The 22718-nt window shown below is 58.0% G+C and carries 18 protein-coding genes and 1 pseudogene; 11 read left to right on the top strand and 8 right to left on the bottom strand.

Annotated elements, in window-relative coordinates:
* Nucleotides 1–35 precede the first annotated feature (35 nt).
* The 7 genes from tssI (at nt 36) to FHL16_RS19885 (ending at nt 10301) form a co-directional block, all read left to right on the top strand.
* Nucleotides 36–2078 carry a type VI secretion system Vgr family protein gene (gene tssI / locus FHL16_RS19915; RefSeq protein ID WP_077749065.1) on the top strand — a complete coding sequence of 681 codons (2043 nt, stop codon included), beginning with the start codon at nt 36–38 and terminating at the stop codon, nt 2076–2078.
* On the top strand, nt 2068–2805 hold the full coding sequence (locus FHL16_RS19910) for a DUF4123 domain-containing protein (RefSeq protein WP_077749064.1): 738 nt from the start codon (nt 2068–2070) through the stop codon (nt 2803–2805). Before tssI ends, FHL16_RS19910 begins: the two co-directional genes overlap by 11 nt.
* Entirely contained in the window at nt 2805–7451 is a 4647-nt protein-coding gene (locus FHL16_RS19905) for an RHS repeat-associated core domain-containing protein (protein ID WP_077749063.1), read from the top strand. The genes FHL16_RS19910 and FHL16_RS19905 overlap by 1 nt, the downstream gene beginning before the upstream one ends.
* A 7-nt stretch (nt 7452–7458) precedes the next feature.
* Nucleotides 7459–7791, top strand: a complete 333-nt coding sequence (locus tag FHL16_RS19900; protein WP_010455584.1) for a hypothetical protein — start codon at nt 7459–7461, stop codon at nt 7789–7791.
* A 267-nt stretch (nt 7792–8058) separates the two neighbouring features.
* A complete protein-coding gene (locus tag FHL16_RS19895; protein WP_342212508.1) occupies nt 8059–9153 on the top strand; it encodes a DUF6708 domain-containing protein in 1095 nt (364 codons plus the stop codon).
* A gap of 485 nt (nt 9154–9638) precedes the next feature.
* On the top strand, nt 9639–10016 hold the full coding sequence (locus FHL16_RS19890; protein ID WP_077749061.1) for a DUF6124 family protein: 378 nt from the start codon (nt 9639–9641) through the stop codon (nt 10014–10016).
* Nucleotides 10017–10034: 18 nt separating this feature from the next.
* Complete coding sequence (locus FHL16_RS19885) at nt 10035–10301, top strand: hypothetical protein (protein WP_077749060.1); 267 nt, start codon at nt 10035–10037, stop codon at nt 10299–10301.
* Nucleotides 10302–10339: 38 nt separating this feature from the next.
* Here FHL16_RS19885 and FHL16_RS34810 read toward each other — a convergent pair.
* From FHL16_RS34810 to FHL16_RS19850, 8 genes and pseudogenes are all read right to left on the bottom strand, one after another.
* Nucleotides 10340–10989 (bottom strand): annotated as a pseudogene (locus FHL16_RS34810) (VanW family protein); the annotation flags it as partial.
* A gap of 304 nt (nt 10990–11293) precedes the next feature.
* Nucleotides 11294–11872 (bottom strand): hypothetical protein, encoded by a 579-nt coding sequence (locus FHL16_RS19875; RefSeq protein WP_010455601.1) that lies wholly within the window; start codon nt 11870–11872, stop codon nt 11294–11296.
* 86 nt (nt 11873–11958) lie between these two features.
* On the bottom strand, nt 11959–12132 hold the full coding sequence (locus FHL16_RS34070; protein WP_010455603.1) for a hypothetical protein: 174 nt from the start codon (nt 12130–12132) through the stop codon (nt 11959–11961).
* Nucleotides 12133–12143: 11 nt separating this feature from the next.
* Nucleotides 12144–12386: a hypothetical protein gene (locus FHL16_RS19870; protein ID WP_010455605.1), complete on the bottom strand. Its 243-nt coding sequence runs from the start codon at nt 12384–12386 to the stop codon at nt 12144–12146.
* A gap of 62 nt (nt 12387–12448) precedes the next feature.
* The gene (locus FHL16_RS19865; protein ID WP_010455607.1) at nt 12449–13504 is read right to left on the bottom strand and encodes a lipocalin-like domain-containing protein; all 1056 of its coding nucleotides are present in this window, start codon (nt 13502–13504) and stop codon (nt 12449–12451) included.
* Complete coding sequence (locus tag FHL16_RS19860; RefSeq protein ID WP_077749059.1) at nt 13494–15965, bottom strand: ABC transporter permease; 2472 nt, start codon at nt 15963–15965, stop codon at nt 13494–13496. Before FHL16_RS19860 ends, FHL16_RS19865 begins: the two co-directional genes overlap by 11 nt.
* Before the next feature lies 1 nt (nt 15966).
* A complete protein-coding gene (locus FHL16_RS19855) occupies nt 15967–16635 on the bottom strand; it encodes an ABC transporter ATP-binding protein (RefSeq protein ID WP_077749058.1) in 669 nt (222 codons plus the stop codon).
* Nucleotides 16636–16815: 180 nt separating this feature from the next.
* On the bottom strand, nt 16816–18513 hold the full coding sequence (locus FHL16_RS19850; RefSeq protein ID WP_077749057.1) for a sulfatase-like hydrolase/transferase: 1698 nt from the start codon (nt 18511–18513) through the stop codon (nt 16816–16818).
* Between the two features lie 388 nt (nt 18514–18901).
* Here FHL16_RS19850 and FHL16_RS19845 point away from each other — a divergent pair, with 388 nt between their 5' ends.
* From FHL16_RS19845 to FHL16_RS19830, 4 genes are read left to right on the top strand one after another with little or no spacing between them, the layout of a single operon-like run.
* Complete coding sequence (locus FHL16_RS19845) at nt 18902–20254, top strand: UDP-glucose dehydrogenase family protein (protein WP_077749056.1); 1353 nt, start codon at nt 18902–18904, stop codon at nt 20252–20254.
* Nucleotides 20251–21309, top strand: coding sequence for an NAD-dependent epimerase (locus tag FHL16_RS19840; protein WP_138739056.1), 1059 nt, complete (start codon nt 20251–20253; stop codon nt 21307–21309). Before FHL16_RS19845 ends, FHL16_RS19840 begins: the two co-directional genes overlap by 4 nt.
* Complete coding sequence (locus tag FHL16_RS19835; RefSeq protein ID WP_077749055.1) at nt 21306–22052, top strand: sugar transferase; 747 nt, start codon at nt 21306–21308, stop codon at nt 22050–22052. Before FHL16_RS19840 ends, FHL16_RS19835 begins: the two co-directional genes overlap by 4 nt.
* The gene (locus FHL16_RS19830) at nt 22053–22700 is read left to right on the top strand and encodes a CpsD/CapB family tyrosine-protein kinase (protein WP_010455621.1); all 648 of its coding nucleotides are present in this window, start codon (nt 22053–22055) and stop codon (nt 22698–22700) included.
* Nucleotides 22701–22718: the final 18 nt, after the last annotated feature.

Below are 22718 nucleotides of genomic sequence, written 5' to 3'. Positions count from 1 at the left end.
CAGCGCATGCCGCAGCACTGCACGAGGAACAAGGGATGTTCGCGCCGGCCAATCAAACTCACTTTGCCCTGACCATCGAAGGTCTTTCCAGCGACTTTCAGGTTCTTTCCCTGCAAGGTCGGGAAGCCATCAGCCAGCCTTTTGTGTTTGAGGTGGAGCTGGTCAGTGAACAGCCGTCCCTGGACCTCGAGACCCTGCTGCACAAACCGGCCTTCTTGCAGCTCTCGCCTGACGGCAGCGGCATCCATGGCCAGATCTATCGCGCCGCCCAGGGTGATTCCGGCAAACGCCTGACCCGCTACGCGGTGACCCTGCGCCCGCAACTGTCCTACCTCGCGCACCGCATCAACCAACGCATCTTCCAGAACCTTACGGTGCCGAAAATCATCGGCACGGTCCTTGAAGAGCATGGCATCCAGAGCAATGCCTACGAATTCAAAGTCGGGGCGATCTATCCCGAGCGCATCTACTGCGTTCAATACGATGAATCGGACCTGCAGTTCATCCAGCGCCTGTGCGAGGAAGAAGGTATCCACTACCACTTCCAGCACAGCGCCACGGCCCACAAACTGGTGTTCGGCGATGACCAGACGGTGTTCCCGAAACTCGCCCCCGTGGCCTACCAGCAAGACTCCGGCATGGTGGCCAACAACCCGGTGATCAAGCGCTTCGACCTGCGCCTGGAAACCCGCACCAGCCGCACCACCCGCCGCGACTACGACTTCGAAAAACCTCGCCTGACGCTGGAAAGCGAAAACCGTGGCGACGCCCTACCCGACCTCGAAGACTACGATTACCCAGGTCGTTTCATCGACCGCGAGCGCGGCAAACACCTGGCCAAGCGCAACCTGGAACGCCACCGTAGCGACTTCCAACTCGCCGAAGGTAGAAGCGATCAGCCGCTGCTGGTCAGCGGCCACTTCCTGGCCCTGACTCAACACCCTAAGCCTAAATGGAACGACCTGTGGCTGCTGACCGAAGTCCTGCACGAAGGCAAACAGCCGCAAGTGCTGGAAGAGTCGGTGACCAGCGACACCACCAGCCTCAAAGGCGACTTCCACCAGGGTTACCGCAACCGCTTCCAGGCCACGCCGTGGGACGTGCCGAACCGCCCGCCGCTGACACAAAAGAAACCGCGCATCCTCGGCAGCCAAAGCGCCGTGGTCACCGGGCCCAAGGGTGAAGAGATCCACTGCGACCAGCACGGCCGAGTCAAAGTGCAATTCCACTGGGACCGCGAAGGCCAGGCCGACGACAAGACCAGCTGCTGGCTGCGCGTCTCCTCCGCCTGGGCCGGCGCCCACTACGGCGGCATCGCCATCCCGCGGATCGGCATGGAAGTGCTCGTCACCTTCCTCGAAGGCGACCCCGACCAACCACTGATCAGCGGCTGCCTGTACCACAAGGAAAACGTCGTCCCCTACCCGCTGCCGGCGAACAAAACCCGCAGCACCTTCAAAACCCTCAGCTCCAAGGGTGGTGGCGGCTTCAACGAACTGCGCATCGAAGACAAAAAAGGCCAGGAACAAATCTTCCTCCACGCCCAGCGCGACTGGGACGAAAACGTCGAACACGACCAGAAAATCCGCGTCGGCAACGAACGCCACGACACCGTCGAGCAAAACAGCTACAGCGAATTCAAGGCCGAAGAACACCACACCGTCTACGCCGACCGCAAAGTCGAAGCCCGGGCCAACGACCACCTGACCGTGGGCGTGAACCAGCACATCAAGATTGGCACCGGGCAATTCATCGACGCGGGCCAGGAGATTCACCTGAGCAGCGGCATGAAAGTCGTGTTGGAAGCGGGCAGTGAGTTGACGCTGATCGGGGGTGGCAGCTTTATCAAGATCGATGCTGGCGGCGTGACCATGAGCGGGCCGGTGATCAACATGAACTCCGGGGGTGGGCCGGGTAGCGGGACGGGGGCGGCGCCGTTGTTGCCGGGGGTGTTGAAGCAGGCGGATGCGGATAAGGCTGGGGCGGTTTTGACACCGGCGCAGATCAATACGTTGAAGCGGAATGCGCCGTTCTGTGAAGAGTGCGAGAAGTGTAAGGCAGGTGCTTGTGCGATCTGATCTGTTGACTCCGCAGGCGTGGCTTGCTGAAAAACCGTTGCAAGCAGACGAACGCCTGTACCTGATCGTCAGCGCCGCCAGCGATGCTGAAGCGCTCAAGACGCTTTATCAAAATGAACCCATGACCCAAGCGACCCCGATCTGGGGCGGAACGCTTTACGCGGGCTGGCAACAGGTCATGCCCTACCTCGTCGAGTTGAAACCCACCTCCGGTTTTCTGCAGTGGATTGCCGAAACGGATGCGCAAGACTGGGGTTGGTTGGCGGTTTCAACCAGCACACCGGAGGTGGTGTTTGAACACCTTCGAAGCTTGACCCAAGTGCGTATGCCCGACGGGACTGAGGTGTTTTTTCGGTTTTGGGATGGACGGCATATCTATCCGATTCTGGAAGGTTTGGGTGATGCGGCAGGCGAAGTGCTGCCGATGTTTGATCGGTATTTGATTAATGGCAAGCGTCTGGAGGTTGGGCCGCGGGTTGTGCCGCCAGCGAAAGATTGGCCCTGGTGGGAAGTGCCCAAGACATTGCTCGATGGCTTGGCCAAGAAAAACCCGTCAACCCTGATTGGCAACCTGATGCAATGGCTGGAAGAGGAACGACCAGACATCTACGCAGCTTACCCCGAGAGCAACCTGAAGCTGAAAATCGCACGTTTCGTGCGTCGCCCAGATGCTCCAAAAAACCTGAATGAAGCACTGTTAAACCACCTGATTCTGGAGCAAGGCTGATGGATCGCGTTGCCTACGTTGACAACCAACTGAGTACGTTCAAGGACAGTCTGAAGCTGTACCAGGAACAAACCAAAACCTGGTACGCGAAGGTCGCCGATAAAGGCAGCCGCACAGCAGACCTACCCTCCCTGCTCGGCATGGAACGAGTGATAAAGGTTGGCAACACCAGCAAATCGGTCAGCATGACTGACGGCGACTTCTCCTCGAACGTGGCTCAGTGTCCCCTCAAAGGTCCGTTGCTGATCGAGAGCAAGTTCGAATCAGCCTATGACATTCCGCTGGGCGATATCGAAGTCGAAATCGTTGCGGTGGAAGGTGGCGCGATCAGCAAGGTCAAGCTGGATGCTCAAGGCAAAGCGGCCTGGACAGGTGGTGTTCCGGGCAAGTTCTACAAGATCCGCGTTCACAATGAAGTGACCCCCGCGCAAATCGATACGCTGTTCAGCTCCTATAGCGGCCTCACCGCCGACCTCGAAGGTTTTCTGCGCAAAGAGTGGGCCGGTTTCAAACCTCAATGGTCGAATGTATCGGCTTCCGGCACCGCAATGGCCATCGGCAACGGCATCCTTGAAGGCGGTTGGGAAGCGATCAAAGGCGTCTGGGACGGCATCAGTCTGGTGCTGGATATCCTGCAAGACCCTGGCAAGTTTGCGAAGGACCTCGGTGCTGGCACCCAGAAACTGATCGATCTGGCCAAACAAGCGCCCGACGTCATGAAAAAGGCCATGTTGCTGGCCAGCGACGAGGCCGCCCTGTTCCTGATGGTGCGCAGCGCCGTTATCTGGCTCGCGGGTCTGCCACCGATGAAGATGGCTGGCGACATCACAAAGATGACCACCGCGGCGGTCGTCGGAATCGCCATCGACATCGTTATTTCGATCGTCCTGACCATTGCAGCTGAAGGTACTGGCGTCATCTACCTCGCCGCACGGTTGAAGAAGTACGGTGAAATCATCATCAAGGCGGTGACCGGCTTTGTGGAGTCGGTGTTCAAGATCATCAAAGGCTTCATGGAATACGTCACGAAATACACGGCAGTTGCGGCACGTGGTGTGACGGCGCAGATGAAGAAGGGCTTGGCAGAGTTACGTTTTGATGGAAAGAAAAACGCCAAACTAGGCAAAGGGAAGACCGGCGACGACGCTTCCAAGCAAGCAAAGACGCCCGCCGACAAGAGTGCCGAGCCCGCCGCCAAAACCTGCACCGACAAGTGCCCTGTTTCTATGGTCACCGGTGAAGAGCTGTTGACGCTGAGCGATGGCCAACTCGACGGTCTGCTGCCCTTTGAGTGGACGCGTCTGTACCGAACCAGCGCCGTGGAAATCGATTGTGGTCTGGGTTACGGCTGGAGCCATGCGCTGGCACACCGTGTCGAAATCAACGGTGAAGAGGTGATCTGGACCGACCACGAAAACCGCGCCACGCCGTTTCCGCTGCCGAGCCAGCAACGCCCCGCCATCACCAACAGCCTGTCCCGGGCTGCGATTTTTATCGGTGACGACCCATCGGAACTGGTACTGGCGCAGGCGGGCAACCGTCCTTCGTTCTACCACTTCCGCTTCAACAGCAAAGGCGCAACCCTGATCGCCATCAGCGACAGCTATGGCAACCGCTTGCATATCACCCGTGACATTCACGGCCGGATCAAACGCCTCGATAACGGTGCCGGTCGCGCCCTGCTCTTGCGTTATGACCGTAAGCACATCGTTGCCGTCGACTATCAGCAGTTCCTTCCGGCAGACAATCTGGAAGACGCCTGGAACACCGTCCAGACGTTGGTTACGTACAGCTATGACGCCCAGCATCGCCTGATCGAAGCGAAGAACGCTGCCGGTGAAGCCGAGCACTATCGCTACGACGATCAACACGTGATTCTTGAGCGGGAACTGGCAGGCGGCGCCAGTTTCTTCTGGGAATGGGAGAGCGAAGGCAAGTTGGCTCGCTGCATCCATCACTGGGCGAGCTTCTCGCAGATGGAAGCGCATTACGCCTGGGACGATAAAGGTAGCGTGACCGTTACCAACGCCGATGGCAGCGAAGAGGTCTACACCCACGACGATAAAGCGCGATTGATCAGCAAGGTTGACCCCGACGGCGCTGAACATCTCAAGGCCTATGACGAAAAAGGCCAGTTGATCGCAGAGAAAGATCCACTGGGCGCGGTGACCGAATACCGTTACGACGAAGACGGCCTTATGACGGCAGTCATCCCCCCAGAAGATGAACCCGTTACTTACGAATACAGCAATGGATTCGTCAGCGATGTTCATCGCGGCAAAGCCACGTGGAAGTATCAACGCAACAACCAGGGTGACATCACCCAACAGATTGACCCGGACGGCAATGCCACCCTCTACAGCTACGATCGCCAAGGCCGCCTGCTTGAAATCCGTCACCCCGATGGCAGCCGCCATCAACTGGGCTGGAACAACCTTGGTCAACTGCTGGAAGAAAGCCTCCCTAACGGCGGCCAGCGCAAATACCGTTACGACGCCTTGGGCCGGCAGATCACCCGTCAGGAAGAAACCGGCGCGATCACCCAGTACCAATGGGACGCCGCCAATCGCCTCGCACAAATCACTCTACCCGGTGGCGCAACCCGGGCGTACACCTATAACGCCTACGGTAAAGTCACCGCCGAGCGCGACGAACTCGGCCGCATTACCCGATACGAATACGCTGAAAGCCTGCATCTCGTCAGCCGCCGTCTCAACCCGGACGGCAGCCAGTTGCGCTACCGCTATGACAACTCGCGCCTGTTGCTGACCGAGATCGAAAACGAGCGTGGCGAGCACTACCACCTCGACTATTACCCTAACGGCCTGATCCAGCAGGAAACCGGCTTCGACGGTCGCCGCACCGCTTACGAGTACGACCTCAACGGCCAACTGCTGAAGAAAACCGAATTTGGCGACGACGGTAGCGAACTGATTACCGAGTACCTACGCGATGCCGCCGGCCGCTTGCTGGTAAAAACCCTGGCCGATGGCGAGGAAATTCACTACAGCTACGACGCCTTCGGGCGCCTCGTAAACGTCGACGACGGCCACTGGCCGCTCGCCTACGAATACGACCTGCAAGATCGTCTGATCACCGAGCACCAAGGCTGGGGCACGCTGCGCTACGAGTACGACAAACTCGGTCAACTCAGCCACTGCCGCCTCCCCGATGGCAGCAAACTAGATTATCGCCACCAATCCGGCGGCCGACTGAACAGCATCGACCTCAACGGCTCGCGCCTGACCACGCATCAATTCAGCGCCGGTCGCGAACTACAGCGCCAACAAGGCCTGTTGCTGAGCCAATACCAGTACGACGAACAAGGCCGGTTACAGGCCCACACCGTCAGCCAGCAGGAACGCAACCTGTTCCGCCGCCGCTACGCCTATGACGCCAATGGCAACCTCGCCGGCATCGACGACAGCCGTAAAGGCAATCGCAGCTACCACTACGATCCGCTCGATCGGCTGATCAACGTTCGCGGCAGCACCCCGGAAAGCTTCGCCCACGACCCGGCCGGTAACTTGCTGGGCCAAGGCGACCAAATCAGTGCAAACCTGGCCAACGTCAAAGGCAACCGTCTGCTGATGCAGGGCGACCGTCACTACGACTACGACGCCTACGGCAACCTCACCCGCGAACGTCGCGGCACCGGGCAAAAACTCGTCACCGAATACAACTACGACTGCCAGCACCGCTTGATCGGCGCCAGCCTGCCGGGTGGCAGCGTCGCAACCTACAAATACGACGCCTTCGGCCGCCGTATCGAAAAAACCGTCGATGGCAGCACCACCGAATTCCTGTGGCAAGGCGAACGCCTGATCGCGGAAAGTGCCAATGACCGATATCGCACTTACATCTATGAGCCGGGCAGCTTCCGGCCGCTGGCAATGCTCGACGGTGAAGGCCCGCTGAAGGCCACACCGTATTACTACCAACTCGACCACCTCGGTACACCGCAGGAACTGACCGACTACAGCGGTGAGATCATGTGGTCTGCCAAGTACCGCGCTTACGGGAACCTCGCAGCCCTCGACGTGGCTGAAATCGACAACCCGTTGCGCTTTCAGGGGCAGTACTTCGATGCGGAGACAGGCTTACATTACAACCGGCATCGCTACTACAATCCGGGGACCGGGCGGTATCTGACGCCGGATCCGATCAAGCTTGCGGGTGGGTTGAATAACTACCAGTACGTGCCTAACCCTACGGGGTGGGTGGATCCGTTGGGGTTGGTAACTACAAAACCTCAATGCCCTGGAAATACCAAGACAAAAGTACCGATTAACCATAAACCAAATGGGGATTTGGACTGGAATGGAGTCGATAAAAAAGGACTAACTCGAGCAGACCACGTACGTCGACATGGCGCGGACGACCCCACCAGACCGGTACCTCATGGTGTCTTTACAGAGGAACCAATAAAAGCGACGGAAAATGCGTGGGCGATAGCCAAGCGCGATGGTATAACCCCATACGTCGAACAACCTGGTAACGGAAACTGGATTTACGATGTCCCATACCCAAATGCAGGATTTAAAGGTGGACTCCCAGGCGCAGCGGACGGTCATCCGGTATTGAACTCAATTAGAATTGTAGTTAAACCAAACACAAATAACGTTGTTACCGCATTCCCGATGTGAGGATCATATGGAAAAAATATTCTATGCTGCAGATGCATATGTGAGCACATACGGTCAAGGCGCAGACTTGATAATTATAAAATCGCCAGAAGGCACTATATACGGAGCCGCCTGCGAGTTTGATATATGCACAAAAGACATAACTAAAGTCTCTATTCAACAAGGTGAGACTTTTGATGCTAGTGATAAAAAATTTGAAGAAGCTGAATGGCTTGAATATACAGATGACATAGGAACCACTCCCGCCGGATGGGAAGACATCGTAAACGCAGGTCTATCGGATTTTGTATCCGGATACCAACTAGAAAGTGAAGTTGTAATTCACAGATTCAAAAAATAAAAAAATTGACAAAAAGGGGACAGATTTATTTTCACTAGAGAAAATAAATCTGTCCCTTTTTTCACCGTTTTACGCTACCACCCCGTAGCCGGTGATAAATCTTTCCGAGAGAAGCGATTCGAAACCACGACCCTAAACGCGCAGAATGGCAAGCTGCTTCAATCAGTATCTGTGTTAAGGACGCGTGCCACGAATGCCCCTTGGTTGCTAGTAACTAACGACTCCCTGTAGTGGCCTAAACCGCCTACATTTTTTCGGTTGAATTGCATGCCATCCAAACCTGAACAGCAAGTCGAACTTGACCTCAAAAATCACCGCCCCACGGCGGGTGAAACTCGTCGTTTTGCCACAGGTGAAGCATTATTTTTCTCACCGCTGCCAGTTCCGACCGGGCAAATCCCAATGGATCTCGGCGGAAGTTTTGTTGAAGTCAACGACACCTATCTGGACTTGGGTAGCAGCAATCTCACAAAGTCTTTCCAAGCACGATTAGCTGTGTCACTCCCAACAGTCGTAGTTATCGTTTGTCTATTTGTTCTCCCAACATTGATGGGCTTCGCAGCATTCATAAACCCATTCGGCAGAAGCTTCTGGTTTTACTTCAACGATTTTTTTGAGTTCGGAATATCACTAGCGCTCTGGTGTGGAGGGGGAGCAGCGCTGATTGGCCTGTACGCGATTATCAGCACCACAAGGAACAAAGCCCGCGCGAGACCCATCCGATTTAACCGTCAACGCCGAGAGGTCTGTTTCTTCCCGAATGGCTCCGACGAAGCCGTGATCCAGCCTTGGGAAGACACGGTTGCGTGGATCTCAGTCAGCACCGGATTCACTGGAGTAGGCGTAATCAGTAGCTACACCTTTGGCATGGCCCTAGATAATCCCAAGGCCTATACGGTGCACTTTCTCACACAGGAGGTCATGACTCCTGTTCATGGACTAGGCAAATGGGAAGCCATACGTACCTACATGGAAAAAGGACCGGAGTTCTGCCCTGGTAAAGCACCCTACGAGGGTCGCCACACCTTCGATAAAGAACGACAAGACATGCACGAGGAATACCAGCACAACGAACGTTCCGCATTAGGAGTTGGTTGGTGGTACCTGACACACATGATCACTTGGTGGCGCTTTCCATACTGGGTGGCGGAGTGGGACCATCGTTTCAGTATGAAGTCTCTACCTGATTCCATTGCTGAGTGGTCCAAACCTCTTCCGTCTGAACAATGGGCCAAGCCAAGCCCAGCGCTTAAAGAACAAAGCTCGAAAATCGAAAAAGCCTTTGCTCAAGGGCAGGATTTTATGACGTACTTCAAGGCAAACCTAAACGAAAGCAAGGCAGAAGAATCAACAAATAGCTGAGCTATATGATTGCCAAAAATCAGGTGGCCCGATAACCGTTAGATCAGAGCAAAAAGAGCAAAAAGGGGAGCAAAAAGGAGCAAAAAGGGGACAGATTTATTTTCACTAGAGAAAATAAATCTGTCCCCATTTTCACGAGATCCGTCCCATTTGATTTCAATACATCTGACAGTCACGTCGGAGATTTCCTGCAAGCTACGGCGTATATTCGAACTTGCGCTCAGCTTCCCATGCCGATAACCTTCGACAGTCGCTGCATATCAGTGACCGGTTTTGACAGACCGAACGTTATCAAGGCATGCAAGTGCCGTCATGTGAACAGTTGGCACTTTTTTTATGCCCGCCGTTCCGTATTATGGCGGCTGTGCGTGGGGCACCTTCGGGTGCGCCGGGTTCCTTGATCCTCGGTCTGTCAACCCGCGCACAGCTGCCACCCTTGTTTGACAGCGAGTAGTGGTAGCTCCATTTGATCAAGGAGATTCACCATGAAAAAGATCACCCCAAATCCCCCTGGACTCTCGGATTCGGCTGCCCCTCTAGACACGATAGAACTAAGCACAGCCACCCAACGCGCCGTCAGCGCCCGCCTCCGCGACCCAAAAAAACCTGACCCCGTCAGCCACGTCTTCACCATCCTCCCCAACATCGACACCGAAACCCTGCTAAGTCATGCCTGCGAAACCCTCGCTTCACTCAACGTTCTCACCACTGACCTGGCCTGTGAACTCGAGGGTTCACACCGCAGCCTCGCGCTGTCGATTCAGCAATTGGCCGTCCTGGGCGAGCTGCTGGTAAACCGAGCGCTGGATAACCTCGATCCACCCGGCGAGGCGTCCGACGTTCCGTCGGGCACTGAGTCTTGAGAGAAAGGAGAATCAGCCATGGCTCGATACATGCCCATCACCGGCATCGACTGCATGATCCCTTCCCTGCTAATTGATACTGAAGCTCCCCTCGACGTATTGCATGACACGGCGGCACATCGAATCCGCAGCGTGACCCAACTGCTGGAATCAATGGCACTGAATGAATCACTCACTGGCGAAGCCACGCTATTGCGGGATTTCGCTCAGGTAATTGCAACTCAACTACGCGACGGCTGCGATTTGCTGGATGTCATCGGTCGACGATTACAGGCACGAACTTAAACAAACAAAAAACGGGCGATCTTATGATCACCCGTTTTTCATCCATTCACCACCAACAAACTCTCCCCAACCTCATACTTAACAACCACCCAATTCCTATAAAGCAGCTCATTCTCCAACACCTCACTCCCCTGCCCTTTACTCCGCACCTCCCGCCAAATCTCATTCCCCCGAAACACCCCCACCCTCGCGCAAAAACCGATGCCCAACCTGATAAATGTGATACCCCCCCCGCACCCGATCACACAACAATTCCCCTTCCAACTGCTGCTCGCCCACGTTCAACTTCAACTTCAACTTCAACTGAAAATGCCGCTCCGTCGGGTATGCAATACCAGATCAACGTAGTTATAAAAAATCGCCGGCCCTGAACCGAATGGCAGTACCCGACCTTCATCAGGAAACCGATCGAAGCTGTGGTTTGACCGCTCCACCACTAAAAGCGGCGACTGAATGGCTACCAAATGACAGGTCCATACCTTCGACGTAACCGCGTTTGCGGGTCAGTCGGCCGACCAGGCGGCAGAGGGAAAAGTATTCACCCGACGCGATGACTATGCCGTAATTGATGACACGGCCTGTTTGAGGTTGATGACTTTGTTGTGTTGCAGCGCAAAATATCGGAGTTGCCGAGTTTACGAGTCAGCTTGGAGGTGTGTTTGAGGTAGCGAAACGGCAAGCGGGATTCGGCGTTGATGTATTGCTGCAGGTGCGTATCGCACCCGGGAGGTGTTCGCCCAGTGTAATGGCCTCGGCAATCCATGCACTGGTAAAGAGCCTTGCCACTGGGCGAACGGGAAGTATTTTAATGGAAGTTGGCGAAGTTGTCCGCATACATAATCATGAAATTTATCGATACAACATTAATTAAATGTCATCTTAAATATTATTTGTACGACAACAAAAACTCACCAGTTCGACCATTAAAACTGATTGTTCTTATACAAAAAAACTGTACGAGAACAATCAATATATAGAGCTAATACTCAACTTCAGTGTTTACTGGTCACTGTGAGGATATCGGTGTAGGTCACGACGACACTCTGTCCAACTTTCAGGTCTTTCAATTTTGCTTGAACTTCGGGTCGTACAACGTCGATGGTCTTGGACTGGCCAGCAGGATTTTCAAAGGTCAGCTGGTTTTTCTTCAAGTCGATTTTGGTGATTTTCAGCTGAACCTGCACCTGACGGTAGGCTTCGCCGCCCGGGTTGTCGCTGCCGGGGGCGGCACGGACTTCGCCTGTGCGCTCGACAGTGCCTGGCAAGCCTTTGTCGACATCGGTGTCGAGGTGGGCGGCGACGGAACTGGTGACCTTGATGTCGACTTGATCGCCGACTTTCAGATTACCGAGGTTTTTCGCCTTATCGGTCAGCTGTACATGGACCTGACGACCTTCCGGCCCTTCCAGGACAACCCGGTGATTAGCCGCGTCGACCGAGACGACTTTGGTGGTGACTTGATCCGCTTCCACAACGGCAGACAGCGGGATATCCGCAGCCATGGCGCCAAGGCTGGTGGCAGACAGCAAGGTAGCGAGGGTGATGGCTTTCGTCAGTGCGTGGAGTTTCATAAGCATACTTTCCCTGTGATTGGGTGGCAGCAGACGGCTCTGGCCCGAGGGTCAGCGCCGACTGTGCAACTCAGCATAGACGCAGTTCAGGGATTTTTTGCAGTTTCTTGCGCGGTGGATTCACCGCTTTGCGTGCCCTTGCCGCTTTCCTTGCGCCGGGTCGGATCGGTGGGGCGCAGGGCATCGTTGTCGCGTTCGACTTCGCCGGGTGGTCGCGGTTCGTCAGGGTGTTCGGCGGTGTCGGGGGATTGGGGTTTCATGGTGGTTCTCCTCAGGCTTCGGGATCATCGACTTCTTGTGCAACGTTCACCGCGGGCGAGTCTTTGTGGGATTGCTCGGCATTGGCCTTCAAGGTCTGCCACTGTTCCAGGTCAATGGCGCCCTGCCCCAGCAAGTCGTCGGCCACCCGCAGCAGTTCGCTGTAGTGGGCGTCGGGGGATTGCTGCCAGTAGGCCTTGTCTTCGAACAGGCGCTGCCAGGCATCGAGGTCAGGTGGCTTGAGGTCTTCGCTCATGACGGGCTCCATTGAATGGGCTTGTTAACTTAGGAGGCCGTCGCCGAACCGAGAGTTCCGACTCAATACCCGGTCATTTCCAGATAACCCGTGCCACCTTTGAATTGCACGGGGCCTTCCCAGTAAGGAATGCGCAAATCCATCCAGGCGTTGGGATTGAGGGCGGTGATGGAGATGTCGAGGTGTTTGGCCGGGATTTTGATCGCCCAGCGCACCGGCATTTCACGCCCGGCGACTTTGGCGGTGGCTTGCGGTGTGAGGCTGATGTCGGAGGCGTGCAATGACTGAGCCTGGCCTTGAGCATCGATCCACGTGCCTGTGAGGTAAGGCGCGCCGTCCTTTTGCCGCATGCGATAAAGCATGACCTGTTCGCCGCTGTCCAGGTGCAGCGAAAACCAGTCCCATCCTGTCTGGTTCGCAGTCAGTGGCTGACTGCTCCACTCGCGATCGAGCCAGGCCGGACCGCTGACCTGATAAGTCTTGCCGTCGATTTCCAGCGCGCCGCTGGCCTGGAAAAACGGTTGGCTGTAGTAATACGACGCCTGCCCTTGTTCGGATTTCTGACTGAAACCCTTGTCACCCTGAAGCACCAGCGGGCGGGTGGACGTTAGCCGCAGTTGGTAGCTGAAGCCCTTGTCCCGGGCGCTGAGTTGCAGGTCCGCCAAGGCATCGGCCCCCTGACTGCTGAAGCGCCAATCGTCGATCCAGGCATTGAACGGTGCGAGACTCACCCCCGCCTGCCCCACGCCACCACGGGCGTAACGTTCGGCCGCGTGATGGGCCGTTGCCGACGTCACGGCTGCGTGCCCCAGCCAAATGGTCTGATTGCCCCAACCCGACTGCTCCGGGACAGCTTTCAACGCGCTGCGAAACAACGTCCATTGCACGCCGAACTCGCGACCCTGATCGTCCTTGAGATTGGCAGTGACGTACCACCATTCGATGCGAAAGCCATCGTGAGGACCGTGATCTGCCGGGAAGCTGAATTCTCGCCCGGGCACTACCGGTGTGAATACGGAGGCGTCACCACCCAGACCTGCGAAGCCTTTCTCGTCAGGCGCGGGGTTGTCGCAGCCGCTCAACAAAACCAATAGCAACACGCCGACCTTAATCCTCATGCGCAAACGTCCTCAGCAGATCCGCCGGTTGAGTGCGGTACAGCGAATACAGCGGCCACGCCGACGCCAGTAACGTTGCGAGCAACGCCAGCCCCATCAATTGCAGCAGCTGCAACGGAAACACCCGCAACGGCAATCGCCAGCCAAACGCTTGCACGTTGATCACCGTGTCCAGGCACCACGCCAACGCGATCCCCAACGGCAATGCCAGCACCAGCGTCAGCGTCGCCAGCAGCCAGGTTTGTCCGAGGTTGAGCAGCATCAATTGCCGGCGCGTCACGCCCAGCGCCCACAGCGGCGCGAGTTGGCCGAGGCGGCTCTGGCTCTGCGTCAGCAGGCTGATGAACAACGCCACACCGGCGACGGCCAGGGTCAGGCTGTTGAGCGCGGCGGTGGCGGCGAAGGTGCGTTCGAACACTTGCGTGGACCAGCCCTTGAGGCGCGCCTGATCGACGATACGGCTGTCGTCCAGGGTAAAACGGCTTTGCAGCGTTTTGAGGAATGGCGCAATCAACGCGGGCTCGATGCGCAGGTTGAAACGATTGGGCGTGAGCTGCGGCCACCCGCGCAGCAAATGGTTGGCGTTCACCAGAAGGTGCCCCTTGGGATTGCCGTAGTCGGCGTAAATCCCGACGATCCGAGGTGACCACGGGCCGCCCGGTGTGGGGATGGTCAAATGATCGCCGAGCCGCACCTTCAACCGGCGGGCCAGTTGTTCGCTGAGCATCAGCGCATCGTCCTTGGCCAAGCGGTCCCAGGGATTGTCGCCCAAGGCTTCCAGCAGCGGCCAATGCTGGCGATAGGTCGGGTGATCGATCACGCCGAAGATATCCGCCGGCCAGCCTTGCAGCTGGATCGATACCTGCCAGTTGGGCAGCACGGCAGTCAATGAAGGTTGCTGTTTGAGCCAGCTGTGCAGCTCTCGGGACTGGGCCGGGTTTTGCGGATTGACGTAAAGCTCGGCGGTCAGGCGTTGTTCGAGCCAGTCGTTGAAGGTCTGGCGAAAACCGGCGGTCATGCTGCCGGCACCGATGTTCGCCGCCAGCGCCAACAGCAGCGCCATAAGCGCCAGGCTCAGCGCCGGCAGTTGCTGACGGCAGTCGGCGAGAAACCATTGGCCGAGCACCGAATGACTGCGGCTCAGTGCCAGGTTCAAGACCAGATTCAGCACCACCGGCAAGGCCAGTGCGGCCCCGATCAGCAGAGCTGCCATCAGCACAAAACCACTGGCCAGGCTGTCCCCCCGGAACAAGACGATAAGCGCGATGACAGCGGCCAGTGCCGCGACCCAACCCTGACGCCGTAACCAGCGCGCGTGAGCCTGATGCCAGGCTTGCGGATCGGCCAGGGCCAGCAACGGCAGGCGCGCCGCCCGCAGCAGACTGTTGGCCCCGGCCAGCAGCGCACCCAGCAGGCTCAAGCCCACCCCGCTGAACCACCACCACGGACTGAGGCTCAACTGCCCCGCCACTTCGGAGCCGTACAAACCGCGCAGGCTGGCGGCCACGTCCGGCAACAATACGCTGGCCAGCAGGTAACCGCTGGCGACGCCGGCAATACCGCCGATCATCGCCAGTGCTCCGAGTTCAACCACCAGACAGGTGATCAACATTCGGGCGCTGACCCCACAGGCGCGCAGGGTTCTGAGCAAGCCTCGACGTTGCTCCAGCGCCAGCCCGATTGCGGCGTGAACGATGAACAGGCCGACCACGAAGGACAGAAAACCCAAGGCATCGAGGTTCAAGTGAAAGCTTTCCGTCAGCCGCGAGAGATTGTTTTCTTCACCGCTGGTTTTGAACTGCAACTGGCCTTTGTATTGATCGGGCAGTGCGGCGCTGAAATCCTTGGGCAACAACAGGCGCGACAGTTGCTCCGGCAGGCCGAGAATCTGCTGGGCGAAGCCGATGTCCACCAGCAACATGCCGGGGGCCATATCGGTTTGGACGTGCAGCGGTGGCAGAATCTCGCCATTAGAGTTCACTGGCTGTTCACCTTCGTGCAGACCTAACGTCTGCAAGGTCTGCGGTGAGATCCAGGTGCGGCCCGGCGGGGTGAAAAATTCGACAATCTGCTCGATCGCCAACGACCGCCCCGCCACCGCCGAGCCGGCCGGCAGCGACACCGGTTCGATGCCCATCAGCTGCAGACGTTGCTCCTCATGGCCCTTGAGCGTCACCCGCCCTTGCAGCACGGGCGAGACCGGCCAGCCCGCGCGTCGCAGGTCGACAAACACTTGCTGGGAAAAGGTCGCGCCACTGGGCGCACTGAGGCTGGCCTGCGGTTCACCGCCGATCAACTGACTGGCTCGCGCATAACTTTCACGTGCCTGGCTGTTCAGCGCCTCTACACCGGTCAGCAGGCTGGTGGCGAGCCAGAGCCCGGTCAGCACACTGAAAAATTGCACCGGGTGCTGCCACCAATGGCTGAGCAACGCCCGCAGCGTTTCGCGAAAGACGCGCACCTCAGTGTTCGCCCGCGCCAGCCAGACGGCCGCGATGCAGCACCACTTTCTCCGCCAGCCGTGCGGCAACGCGATGACTATGGGTGACCATCAACAAGGTGGTCGGACTGTCGTCGAGCAATTCCAGCAACAACTTCAACACTTCATCGCTGGTGGCTTCATCGAGGCTGCCGGTGGGCTCGTCGGCCAGCAACAATTTGGGCTTCGACGCCAGGGCGCGGCCCAAAGCGACTCGCTGCTGTTGCCCACCGGAGAGCTGCTCCGGGTAACGCCGCAGCAAATCACTCAAGCCCAGCCGCTGCACCAGGTGCGCCTGCCAGCGCGGATCATGCCGCCCGGCCAGGCGTGCCTGAAAAGCCAGATTGTCCTCGACCCGCAAGCTGCCGATCAGGTTGAACTGCTGGAACACCAGGCCGATTTCAGTCCGTCGCCAGTTCGCCAGCTGCCCTTCGTTCATCTGGTCCAGCCGATGCTCGCCGCTTTGAATGCTGCCGCGATCGACCTTGTCGAGGCCGGCGATCAAGTGCAGCAAGGTGCTCTTGCCACTGCCCGACTCACCCATCAGCGCCAGGCTGCTGCCGGGTTTCAATGTCAGGTCGACACCTTGCAACACCGGCAAAGGACCTTGCGGAGTGGCGTAGCTTTTGAAGACGCCTTGGACCTGAAGCATGAAGGGAGGCTCGCTGAAGTCAGAGCGCCTAGGATAGCCGAGAGTACATCCGAAAACTTCTCTCTGATCTGGCTGACGCCATCGCGAGCAGGCTCACTCCCACAGGGGACTTTTGAACGACACACACCCCTGCAGGAGCGAGCCTGCTCGCGATGAGGCCGGATCAGTCAACCAAAAACCTCACTGCCCCACCGCAACATTTGTAGGCGCCTGCGAAGGCGTCACAATGCTGTTCAGATCAATATACTTCCACTCAGGCTTCGCCCCCAGCCGCGCATTGAACCGATAGTTGAATGTAAAATCGTCCGCCGTCGGCACACTCAACGGCTTGCCATAAACCGCCTCGATCCCCGCCAGGTCATAGCCCATCAACTGCAACAATGTCGGGAAGATGTTGTAGTGACTCGACCGATCCTTGTTCGCGGCCAGCGCTTTCTGCCAATCCAGCGTGCGCAACTGATCCCCTTGAATCACCACCAGCGGCACCAAGCCCTCCTCCGCCACCGGATCACCGCCGCAGTGCAAATTCAACCCGGGATTGCCCCGTTCATGCAGGTCCTGCCCATGGTCCGAGGTGTAGATCAGCAGCGCATTGCTCATGTCTGCCTTGGCAAACACCCGTGAGAAAAACTCCCCGACGTTCCACAACAAGGTGTTCTTGTAGGCGTTGCGGTAGAGCACCCAATCATCCGGCTGACCGTTGAAACCATCGCGCTTGCCGGTGTCCGCGATCTCGACAAACTGCCCCCGAGGCAATGTCGGACGATAGGCCATGAACGCATCCGGGTACTTGTCATGCACCGGAAAATGCGCGCCCACCTTGTTGATCACCACCAGCTCGGGCTTGCCGTCGTTGAGCAGGTCGATCAGTTTCGCCGCGGCCGCCATGTCGCGATCACGCACGCTGGCCTGGTCGAATTGCACAAACTCGTCGATGTCCTTTTTCTCGGCGTCGTTCATCAGGTTCTGCAAGTTGCCCCCGGTGCGCTGGGCATCGATGTAGACGGTGCGCAGGCCGGCCTTCTTCGCGTACTGCCAGATCGACGGCATCGTGCTGTTGATGCGCATGTAGTCGGCGCGGGTGCCGCCGTACCGCAGGGTGATGTTGGTGTCGGCGCTGCAATTGGCAATGGACGCGGCGTAACCGTAATTGAAGATCGCGACGCCCGGGCGCGGTTCCTTGAGGTTGCTGTGCACACCGAACGGGGCGTTGATGTCCAGGTAGTTGCCGGAAATGCTTTCGTCGATGATCAGAACGATGTCGTGCCCCGGCGGCGCGTCGTTGCGCGCCAGGCTCACAGGCTCGCGTGGGCCGACGGTGTTGTGCAGGGCTTCATAGGTGAACAGGTTCAAGTAGGCCAGCGGCGTGTACATGATCGGCAGGCCACGGGCGCCTTCGCCGGCTCGCACGAACAACACCGCACTGAGCAGCAGCACTCCGAGCACCGGCGCCGCCACCAGCAACGCACCGGGCAGCGGCATTCGTCGACGCGGTTTGAGCCCGATACCGAACAACAGCAGCAAGCCGCCGACCACCCCGCTGATGATCGCGTCGCGGTACTGGTACGCCGCCTCCTGAATGAACCCGCCGGAATACACCAGCGACACGAAGCTGCTGTAGGTCAGGTAGTCGGCCGTGACGCGGGTATAGACATCGAAAAACACGGCAGACACAAACATCATCAGAGCTAATAGATGACGGATCAGCGTCTGGCGAATGTACGCGGTCATGAACAGCGCCACGGTCAGCCCGATAAACATCCCGCCAAACAGCAGCACCGGCAAACCCATTCCCAACGCGCTCAGGCGCTCCAGGTAATAGTCGTAATTTTTGAATAAGTAGAGAACTAAGAGCAGTTCTTTGAGATATCGAATCATAGTATTTCCGATGCTCGCGGCCGTCCGTTGGCCAATAGATTGTCAGCCATTTTTTGACACTAGCACCGGGCCATCAAAGCGCAAGAAATGTCGGGTTTTTACACAAAGCGTCAAAAAAACGTTGACTCAAATCTGACACACCTGACCGGCTACAACCCTTGTGTTTCAAGCCCTACGACCGTTTATCGTTTTCTTCGAATTGTGAAAAACCCGTCAAAACCGCGGCAAATCCAGCAGTGGCAAGCACTTGATGGCAAAACGCCCCAAAAATGGGGCTGTTATAGCTGCGCAACATGTCATTTTGCTGACACGTTTTCCCAACGCTGGGCTATACCCCTTTTGACAGTCTTATTTCAGTTCTTTCAACCGTCTTACGAGGCACGCCAATATGGACGTGAGCGTATTTGGTACGGGCTACGTCGGCCTGATACAAGCAGCGGCACTGGCCGATGTCGGACATCGTGTCTTATGTGTCGACATCGATCCCAACAAGATCAAACAACTGCAACAGGCCGTGCCGCCGATCAGCGAACCGGGGTTATCCGGCACGCTGGAAGAGAACATCAAGGCCGGCCGTTTGCTGTTCACGACCCAGGCCAGCGATGCGGTCGAACACGCCGAGCTGATTTTCATCGCCGTGGGCACGCCCGCCGATGAAGACGGGTCGGCCGACCTCAGTCACGTACTGAATGTGGCCCGCCAGATCGCCAGTTACATGGAGGCCGATCGCACCCTGATCATCAAGTCCACCGTGCCGGTCGGCACCGCGGACCAGGTGGCCGCCACCGCCCACGAAGAACTGCTTCGTCGCGGCAAGAGCACCCTCAATGTACGGGTGGTCTCCAACCCCGAGTTTCTCAAGGAAGGCAGCGCCCTCGCCGATTGCATGCGCCCGGACCGGATCATCGTCGGCACCGACGACGAGGAAGCCCGCGGTCAGCTCAGCGAGCTCTACGCGCCGTTCTGCCGCAACCATGAAAAGCTCATGTTCATGGACAACCGCAGTGCCGAGCTGACCAAATACGCGGCCAACGCGATGCTCGCCACGCGCATCAGCTTCATGAACGAACTGGCGAACCTCACCGAGCTGCTGGGGGCCGATATCGAAGCGGTTCGCAAAGGCATCGGTTCGGACCCGCGCATCGGTTACCACTTCATCTACCCAGGTTGCGGTTTCGGTGGCTCGTGCTTCCCCAAGGATCTGCGCGCCCTGCTGCATACTGCCGAACACAACGGCATGCCGCTGCGCTTGCTGCGTAGCGTCACCGACGTCAACGACAGCCAACGCCACATTCTTTTCAGCAAACTGAAAGCACAATTCCCCAATGGGCTGGCCGGTAAATCCATCGCGATCTGGGGCCTGGCGTTCAAGCCCAACACCGATGACATGCGCGAAGCCCCCAGCCGTTACCTGATGGATGCGTTATGGGCTGAAGGCGCGAGCGTGCAGGCCTATGACCCGGAAGCCATGTCCGAATGCCGACGCATCTACGGCTACCGCAATGACCTGCACCTGTGCGCCACCCGCGACGACACGCTGGAGGACGCCGACGCCTTGGTGATCTGCACCGAGTGGAAAAACTTCCGCGTGGTCGACTTTGAATTGCTGGCAAGCAAACTGCGTTCGCGGGTGATCGTCGACGGTCGCAACCTCTACAACCCGGAACAGGTGGCGGCCGCCGGTTTGCACTACAGCGGCATCGGCCTGCGGCACATCGTTCCCGAGGCGCCGCGGCCATGAAGATTCTCGTCACCGGAGCGGCCGGTTTCATTGGTGCCCATTGCGTGTTGCGGTTGATCCGTGACGGGCACCAGGTGGTCGGCCTCGACAATTTCAATGATTACTACGACCCGCAACTCAAACACGACCGCGTGAATTGGGTGCAGGAGCAGGTTGGCGCTTTCCAGCTCGCGACGGTTGACCTGGCCGACGGTCCTGCCATCGAGGCCCTGTTTGTCCGTGAAAAGCCCGAGGTGGTGATTCACCTCGCGGCCCAGGCCGGGGTGCGTTACTCCCTGGAGAACCCACGGGCTTACCTCGACAGCAATTTGAGCGGGTTCCTCAACATTCTCGAAAGCTGCCGCAACCACCCGGTCAAGCACCTGGTCTACGCCTCGTCCAGTTCGGTGTATGGCGCCAACCAGCACACGCCTTACTCGGTGAAGGACGGCGTCAACCATCCGCTGTCGCTGTACGCCGCGACCAAGAAAGCCAACGAGCTGATGGCCCACAGCTACAGCCACCTGTTCGGCATTCCCTGCACCGGCCTGCGTTTTTTCACCGTGTACGGGCCCTGGGGTCGGCCGGACATGTCGCCGATCCAGTTCGCCCGGGCGATTGCCGAAGGGCAGCCACTGAAGTTGTTCAACTACGGCGAACACCAGCGCGATTTCACCTACATCGACGACATCATCGAGAGCATCGCACGCCTGATCGACCGTCCACCGCAAGCCAACGCCGAATGGGACCGTGAACAACCGGACCCGGCCAGCAGCATGGCGCCGTGGCGGATCTTCAACATCGGCGGCCAGCACCCGGTGGAACTCAAGGATTACCTGGCGCTGCTGGAAAAACACCTTGGACAAAAAGCCCTCGTCGAGTTGCTGCCACTGCAGCCGGGCGACGTGCTCAACACCTGCGCCGATGCCAGCGACCTGGCTCGGGCAACCGGATTTCAGCCTTGTATCGAGCTGGATGAAGGACTCGGGCGCTTCATCGCCTGGTTCCGCGATTACTACCCACTGCCTATCGCCCACGCGCCGCTAGCGGCTGAACTTCAGCGGAGGATTCTATGACTGGACATGAAAAAACGGTGCCGATGCAACAGATGCGCCGAGACAAGCGCCTGGACCCGGAGCACCGAATGCGCCTCGACACCGCGATCCATATGCAGGGTCGTGGCTGGATGACCGGCCGTGACGGCGGTCGCCCCTGGACGCTGTCGCGCACCAACCGCGTGGTCGCCTGCCTCGGTGCGTTGGTGATTCTGCTGCTGATCTCGCCCATCTTGTTGGGCCTGGCACTGGCGATCAAATTCAGCAGCCCGGGACCGGTGATGTTCGTGCAGAAACGCACGGGCTACCGCGGTCGCAAATTCGGCATGTACAAGTTCCGCACCATGGTGGCCAACGCCGAGGAGCTTAAAGAGTCCCTGCGTCACCTGAACAAGCACGGAGCCGACGCGATCGATTTCAAGATCGACAAGGACCCGCGCATCACCGGCATCGGTGGTTTCCTGCGGCGCAGCAGCCTGGATGAGCTGCCAAACCTGATCAATGTGGTGATGGGCGACATGCGCCTGGTGGGCCCGCGGCCAACCTCGTTCAACGCCTACCGCTACAAGGACAATCACCTTGCACGCCTGAGCATCTACCCCGGCATGACCGGCCTGTGGCAGATCTCCGGGCGCAGCAACATCGACTTCGACCAGCGCGTTGAGTTGGACCTCAGCTATATCGCCGAGCAGAGCCTGTTGCTTGATCTGAAGATCCTGTTGAAAACCCCCTTCAAAGTATTCAGCGGCCACGGAGCGAGTTAAATGGACGGTTCATCAGCCAAAAGCCTAAGCATTGCCAACCCGAGCGAGTCCAACCTGACCTCGACCGTGCTCGATCAAGATCTGCGGATCCTATTTCTGACCGCCGCCAACCCCGGCGCCGGCACCACCACCAGTGCCCTGGCGCTGGCCAGTCAGCTGGCGAAAATGAGCAGCGGCGAAGTGTTGCTGGTCGATGCCAGTCAGTCATCGACCAACCTCACGCAACAGATGGGGCTGACCAAGGAGCGCGGTTTTCGCGACCTGCTGTTCAACACCCAGAGCCCGCCCCTGCTGCAGGACTGCGTGGTGAACGTCTCCAGCCTGCCCTTCCACATCCTGCCCAACGGCCGGTATGTGCGTGGCACCGAGCACCTGACCCCTGAACGCCTGGGCCCGTTGCTCGATCAGCTCGGCAGTCAGTATCGCTTTGTGGTGATCGACGGCGACGCGGTGTATTCCGCCGCCGACACCATGATCATCAGTACCCAGGTGGACGGCGTGATCATGGTCGTGCGCTCCGAAGACACGCGCTGGGAAGTAGCCCAGGCGGCGGTTCAGCGCTTGACCCAGGCCGGCGCGAAACTGGTCGGCAGCGTCTTCAACCGGCGCAAGTACTACATGCCGAAATGGCTCTACAAAAACCTGTGAGCAATCAGAAAAGGATGA

Source organism: Pseudomonas sp. FSL W5-0299, assembly GCF_005930655.1.
GTDB classification, from domain to species: domain Bacteria; phylum Pseudomonadota; class Gammaproteobacteria; order Pseudomonadales; family Pseudomonadaceae; genus Aquipseudomonas; species Aquipseudomonas mandelii.
This window is presented reverse-complemented; position numbering and strand designations above follow the sequence as displayed.

Coding starts and splice junctions, on each gene's coding strand:
- tssI (WP_077749065.1), top strand. CDS start 36: ATGTTCGCGCCGGCCAATCAAACTCACTTTGCCCTGACCATCGAAGGT.
- FHL16_RS19905 (WP_077749063.1), top strand. CDS start 2,805: ATGGATCGCGTTGCCTACGTTGACAACCAACTGAGTACGTTCAAGGAC.
- FHL16_RS19900 (WP_010455584.1), top strand. CDS start 7,459: ATGGAAAAAATATTCTATGCTGCAGATGCATATGTGAGCACATACGGT.
- FHL16_RS19895 (WP_342212508.1), top strand. CDS start 8,059: ATGCCATCCAAACCTGAACAGCAAGTCGAACTTGACCTCAAAAATCAC.
- FHL16_RS19890 (WP_077749061.1), top strand. CDS start 9,639: ATGAAAAAGATCACCCCAAATCCCCCTGGACTCTCGGATTCGGCTGCC.
- FHL16_RS19885 (WP_077749060.1), top strand. CDS start 10,035: ATGGCTCGATACATGCCCATCACCGGCATCGACTGCATGATCCCTTCC.
- FHL16_RS19875 (WP_010455601.1), bottom strand. CDS start 11,872: ATGAAACTCCACGCACTGACGAAAGCCATCACCCTCGCTACCTTGCTG.
- FHL16_RS34070 (WP_010455603.1), bottom strand. CDS start 12,132: ATGAAACCCCAATCCCCCGACACCGCCGAACACCCTGACGAACCGCGA.
- FHL16_RS19870 (WP_010455605.1), bottom strand. CDS start 12,386: ATGAGCGAAGACCTCAAGCCACCTGACCTCGATGCCTGGCAGCGCCTG.
- FHL16_RS19865 (WP_010455607.1), bottom strand. CDS start 13,504: ATGAGGATTAAGGTCGGCGTGTTGCTATTGGTTTTGTTGAGCGGCTGC.
- FHL16_RS19855 (WP_077749058.1), bottom strand. CDS start 16,635: ATGCTTCAGGTCCAAGGCGTCTTCAAAAGCTACGCCACTCCGCAAGGT.
- FHL16_RS19850 (WP_077749057.1), bottom strand. CDS start 18,513: ATGATTCGATATCTCAAAGAACTGCTCTTAGTTCTCTACTTATTCAAA.
- FHL16_RS19845 (WP_077749056.1), top strand. CDS start 18,902: ATGGACGTGAGCGTATTTGGTACGGGCTACGTCGGCCTGATACAAGCA.
- FHL16_RS19840 (WP_138739056.1), top strand. CDS start 20,251: ATGAAGATTCTCGTCACCGGAGCGGCCGGTTTCATTGGTGCCCATTGC.
- FHL16_RS19835 (WP_077749055.1), top strand. CDS start 21,306: ATGACTGGACATGAAAAAACGGTGCCGATGCAACAGATGCGCCGAGAC.
- FHL16_RS19830 (WP_010455621.1), top strand. CDS start 22,053: ATGGACGGTTCATCAGCCAAAAGCCTAAGCATTGCCAACCCGAGCGAG.